This is a genomic window from Methylophaga sp. UBA1464 (assembly GCF_002325665.1).
Lineage (GTDB): Bacteria > Pseudomonadota > Gammaproteobacteria > Nitrosococcales > Methylophagaceae > Methylophaga.
Genome location: NZ_DCSO01000035.1, coordinates 14,186 through 18,948, shown reverse-complemented (window position 1 = coordinate 18,948; position 4,763 = coordinate 14,186). Strand labels below are relative to the sequence as shown.

The 4,763-nt window shown below is 47.3% G+C and carries 5 protein-coding genes and 1 pseudogene; all 6 read left to right on the top strand.

The genetic code is table 11. The features are described from left to right. Positions 1–213, top strand: a pseudogene (locus B3O33_RS03595) (succinyldiaminopimelate transaminase); the annotation flags it as partial. A gap of 18 nt (positions 214–231) precedes the next feature. After that, positions 232–1,053: a 2,3,4,5-tetrahydropyridine-2,6-dicarboxylate N-succinyltransferase gene (gene dapD, locus B3O33_RS03590; protein WP_292361540.1), complete on the top strand. Its 822-nt coding sequence runs from the start codon at positions 232–234 to the stop codon at positions 1,051–1,053. A gap of 154 nt (positions 1,054–1,207) precedes the next feature. Continuing rightward, entirely contained in the window at positions 1,208–1,552 is a 345-nt protein-coding gene (locus B3O33_RS03585) for an ArsC family reductase (RefSeq protein WP_292361539.1), read from the top strand. After that, on the top strand, positions 1,542–2,684 hold the full coding sequence (gene dapE / locus B3O33_RS03580; RefSeq protein ID WP_292361538.1) for a succinyl-diaminopimelate desuccinylase: 1,143 nt from the start codon (positions 1,542–1,544) through the stop codon (positions 2,682–2,684). Before B3O33_RS03585 ends, dapE begins: the two co-directional genes overlap by 11 nt. 5 nt (positions 2,685–2,689) lie before the next feature. Further along, the gene (locus tag B3O33_RS03575) at positions 2,690–2,977 is read left to right on the top strand and encodes a hypothetical protein (protein WP_292361537.1); all 288 of its coding nucleotides are present in this window, start codon (positions 2,690–2,692) and stop codon (positions 2,975–2,977) included. A 72-nt stretch (positions 2,978–3,049) separates the two neighbouring features. Then, on the top strand, positions 3,050–4,763 hold a 1,714-nt coding region (locus B3O33_RS03570; protein WP_292362948.1), incomplete at its 3' end, for a TonB-dependent receptor.

The window sequence follows — 4,763 nt, the reverse complement described above, 5'->3', positions numbered from 1 at the left end:
CTGTGGGCAGAAACACCAATTGCCGATACCGATTTTGCCCGTGGCTTGTTTGATCAATATAACGTCACCGTGTTACCGGGGCGTTTTCTGGCCAGAGATACCAAACAGGGTAATCCCGGCGTAAATCGAATCCGTATGGCATTGGTTGCACCACAAGATGAGTGCGTCGAAGCCGCAATGCGAATCCGTGATTATATTGAAACCCTATCTTAAAATAACCTGGAGAAACCGATGAGCGATATCCAACAGATTATCGAAACGGCATTTGAGCGCCGTGCAGAAATCACCCCAGCCAATGCCGATGCGGAAGTGCGTAATGCCGTCAACGAAGTTCTGGGAATGCTCGACAGTGGTAAAGCCCGTGTCGCTGAAAAACAAAATGGCGATTGGGTCGTCAATCAATGGCTGAAAAAAGCGGTTCTGTTATCGTTTCGTTTAAATGATAACCGTCCAATGTCGGGTGGTGAAACACAATACTTTGATAAGGTTGAACCAAAATTTGCCAACTTCACCGAAGCTGATTTCAATACTGCTGGTGTCCGTGTGGTGCCGCCTGCTGCGGCACGTCGTGGTTCCTACATTGCACCAGGCGTTGTATTGATGCCCTCTTACGTTAATATCGGTGCCTATGTTGATTCCGGCACCATGGTGGATACCTGGGCAACTGTTGGTAGTTGTGCACAAATTGGTAAAAACGTGCATTTATCAGGCGGAGTAGGTATTGGTGGTGTGCTTGAACCATTACAGGCCGGCCCGACTATCATTGAAGATAACTGTTTTATCGGTGCCCGCTCTGAAGTCGTTGAAGGCGTTATTGTGGAAGAAGGCTCCGTCATTTCGATGGGCGTTTATATTGGACAAAGCACCAAAATCTTTAACCGCATGACGGGGGAAATCAGTTACGGTCGCATTCCTGCTGGCTCAGTTGTGGTTTCAGGTAACCTGCCTTCTAAGGATGGCAGTTACAGCCTGTATTGCGCCGTGATTGTAAAACAAGTTGATGAAAAAACCCGAGGTAAAGTCGGTATCAACGAATTACTGCGTGATATCTAAATAAAAAGTAAAAGACGATAACGACGATTAAATCTTCGTTATCGTCTTTTTCACTGATATTCTCAGTGCAATCACTCATGCAATGACAGTTGATATACTGTATCATTTTCGCTTATTTCCGACTTCACTAACTCATGAATAGAACGGCATATTGATGAAACTGTTTGGCATCAAAAATTGTGACACAGTCAAAAAAGCCCGCCGCTGGCTGGATGAACATCAGGTGTCTTACCAATTCCATGATTTTCGCAAAGATGGCCTTAATGAGACCACCATCAAACAATGGCTAGAGAAAATTAGTTGGAAAGAACTTATCAACAAACGTGGTACCACTTGGCGTCAGCTGGACGACCCACGAAAAGAACAGCTTGATCAACAAGGCGCCATCGAATTAATGCTCGCTCATCCCACACTTATCAAGCGCCCCGTCATTGAAGATGCATCCGGCGTATCAATAGGTTTCAATGAATCTGATTTTCAGGCCCGCTATGCAAAATAATCTCTCTGAAACTGTCCAGCTTACGATTGATTTGATTCAGCGTGACAGTGTTACGCCAGCCGATAAAGGCTGTCAGATCATGCTGGCCGAGCGGTTGGCTGATAGTGGCTTTGATGCCGAATACCTGCGATTTGGTGAAGTCGATAACCTGTGGTGCCGCCGGGGCCATAATGGACCGTTATTTGTATTTGCCGGGCATACGGATGTCGTGCCTACCGGTCCAGTCGATAAGTGGACCCATGAACCGTTTGCCGCCAGAATCGACAATGGTATTTTATATGGTCGTGGCGCAGCTGATATGAAAGGCAGTATTGCCGCCATGGTGACGGCCTGTGAACGTTTTGTGGCAAAACATCCTCAACATGCGGGAAGCATTGCTTTTTTGCTGACCAGTGATGAAGAAGGTCCTGCTACTGATGGTACCGTTAAAGTCATTGAGACATTGCAGGCTCGTCAGGATCATATTGACTGGTGTGTAGTCGGTGAACCGACCAGTACCGACAAAGTGGCCGATGTAGTCAAAAATGGCCGCCGTGGTTCGTTAAATGGCTATCTGACGGTCAAAGGCAAACAGGGCCATATTGCCTATCCGCATCTGGCGGATAATCCGGTACATAATCTTGCCCCTGCTTTGGCTGAACTCTGTGCAGTGCAATGGGATCAGGGTAACGAAGATTTCCCACCCACCAGCTTTCAGGTATCCAATTTAAACAGTGGTACAGGCGCAACCAATATTATTCCGGGTACGGCGGAAATGGTTTTCAACTTCCGTTACTCTACTGAAGTCACCCATGGGGAACTTCAACAACAGGTCGAAGCCATTTTGGACAAGCATGGTGTTTCATATCAGTTAGACTGGGTATTGTCAGGTAAACCTTTTCGTACAGCCGGTGGTAAATTACTTGAAGCCGTGCAAATTGCTGTTCAGCAGGTAACGGGCTATACAACGACTTTGTCTACTTCAGGCGGCACTTCCGATGGGCGGTTTATTGCTCCAACCGGGGCCCAGGTAATCGAATTAGGCCCGTTAAACGCCACTATTCACCAGATTGATGAACATGTCACCATTGCCGATCTGGATACTTTGTCAGTCATTTATCAACAATTACTGACTGAACTGCTGGTGAACTAACCAACATGCAACTTCGGCACACCCAACATCTGTTATGGCTTTTTGCAGCGGTATTATTGCTGATGCAGTCCATGGCTGTCTGGCATGATGCCGAGCATGCTTTTCATGATCATATTGCCTTATGTGACCAGTTAAATGTTGTCAGTCATACTCCATCAACAGATTCCTACCCGCAGCTCATAGTCGGCATCTGGCAACAACATTTTCAGCTTGATACGGCTGTTACAGCTCCTGCTCATTTTGAAAACAGCTATCTCTCATTCGCGATTCGTGCGCCCCCCGTTTTTTCATAGCATTTGATTTTTTTTAACGCCTTTTCCTGTTTGGAGAATGGCTGCTGATATCTGCTATGAGGATTATTCGTGATGAATAAAAAACCACTTGTGGTGTTGCTTGCTGCGGCACTGTCCCCTATGGCTTCTGTAGCGTTTGCTGCTGAAGATGCTGTTGATATTCCCCGTCTGGTGGTCACGTCCGACCCATTAGGCAACCGTACTTCTGATGAATTAATCCAACCGGTTACTGTTATTGCGGGTGATGAACTCAATCAAAAACGTGCCAGCACACTGGGCGAAACGCTGGATGGCCTGCCAGGTGTACATAATGCCGACTTTGGACAAGGCGTTGGTCGCCCTGTAGTTCGTGGTTTACAGGGTTCCCGGGTACAGGTTCTGGAAGATGGCTTAAGTACCTCTGATATATCAGGTGAAGGTGCTGATCACGCAATCGGACTGGATACCGGACGCGCCGATCAAATTGAAGTATTTCGTGGTCCGGCGACCCTGCTTTATGGCAGTGGTGCTGCCGGTGGTGTTATCAATGTTCGCAGTAATCGCTTTAACCCGGAGTTTGGCGATTCACCAAGGGTTGATGGTCAAATGTCATATGGTTTGAATGGCCATGACCGCCAGGGTCGTCTTGGTTTGGAACTGCCGATGGGTGACAGTTTTGTTTTACGTACCGATTATGGGGTGCGTCGCAGCAGTGATTTTGATATTGATGGCTATCAGGAAAAAGGCCAACGAGTTGGTCGTAAAGACAAATTGCAGAATAGCGAAGTGGAAAATGATGTATTTTCCATCACCGGTTTATTCAAAGGTGATTGGGGCTTTGCCGGTTTAGGCTACAGCACCTGGGAAACGCAATACGGCATTCCAGAAGTGTTTTTGGGTGAAGGCGAAGAAGAGCAGGAAAGGATTCGTGCGAAAAATGATCGTTTTGATTTTCGCAGTGAATTCAATGATCCGTTGCCAGGCTTTCAGACTGCTCGTCTGAAAATGGCCTATACCAGCTATCGTCAACAGGAAATTGGTTCAGAATTTGATGATGGGACATTCGTTGAAAGCGAAGTTGAAACCCGCTTCAACAACAACGAAACTGAAATGCGTCTGGAAATGGTGCATAACCCGATTGGTGATTGGGAGGGTGTTATCGGTCTGCAATTTAATGATCGCGACTTTGAAGCCGAGGGTGAAGGTCATAGTCACGGTGATGGTGACGATGAACATGGCGGTGGCTTTTATATCCGTGGCAATGACACCCGCACCGTCGGTTTGTTTATTCTGGAAGAACGTCCCACACATTTTGGTCGCTTTGAAATTGCCGCCCGAGTTGATCACGTCCGTTCCAGCTCAGATAATCTGGATGAAGCACGCGATATTGACTTACCCAGTGGTGACGAGCTGGAGCAAGCTGCCAGCCTGAGCAGCCGCAGCTTCACACCGTTCAGTTTATCGGCCGGAACCATTATTGATGTCGATCCAGCACATCATTTAAGAATGTCGGTGACCCGTTCACAACGCGCGCCTTCTGCGGAACAACTGTATGCATTTGGCCGGCATGCTGCAGCAGGTACGGTGGAAATCGGTGACCCTAACCTTGGTAAGGAAACCTACACCAACTTTGAAGTCGGCTTTGATCGGCATATCGGCGCCTTCCGTTACGATCTGACCACCTTCTACAATTATGTAGATGATTTTATCTATTTAGCGTCGCAGGATGATGGTACCGGTCAGGCTATTGAGATTGAAGGCGATACACTGGTTGTCAATGAACAGCGAAATGCCAAATTCTATGGTT

What these genes read in the sequence shown, in the direction of transcription:
- dapD (WP_292361540.1), top strand. Translation starts at nt 232, where the DNA reads ATGAGCGATATCCAACAGATTATCGAAACGGCATTTGAGCGCCGTGCA.
- B3O33_RS03585 (WP_292361539.1), top strand. Translation starts at nt 1,208, where the DNA reads ATGAAACTGTTTGGCATCAAAAATTGTGACACAGTCAAAAAAGCCCGC.
- dapE (WP_292361538.1), top strand. Translation starts at nt 1,542, where the DNA reads ATGCAAAATAATCTCTCTGAAACTGTCCAGCTTACGATTGATTTGATT.
- B3O33_RS03575 (WP_292361537.1), top strand. Translation starts at nt 2,690, where the DNA reads ATGCAACTTCGGCACACCCAACATCTGTTATGGCTTTTTGCAGCGGTA.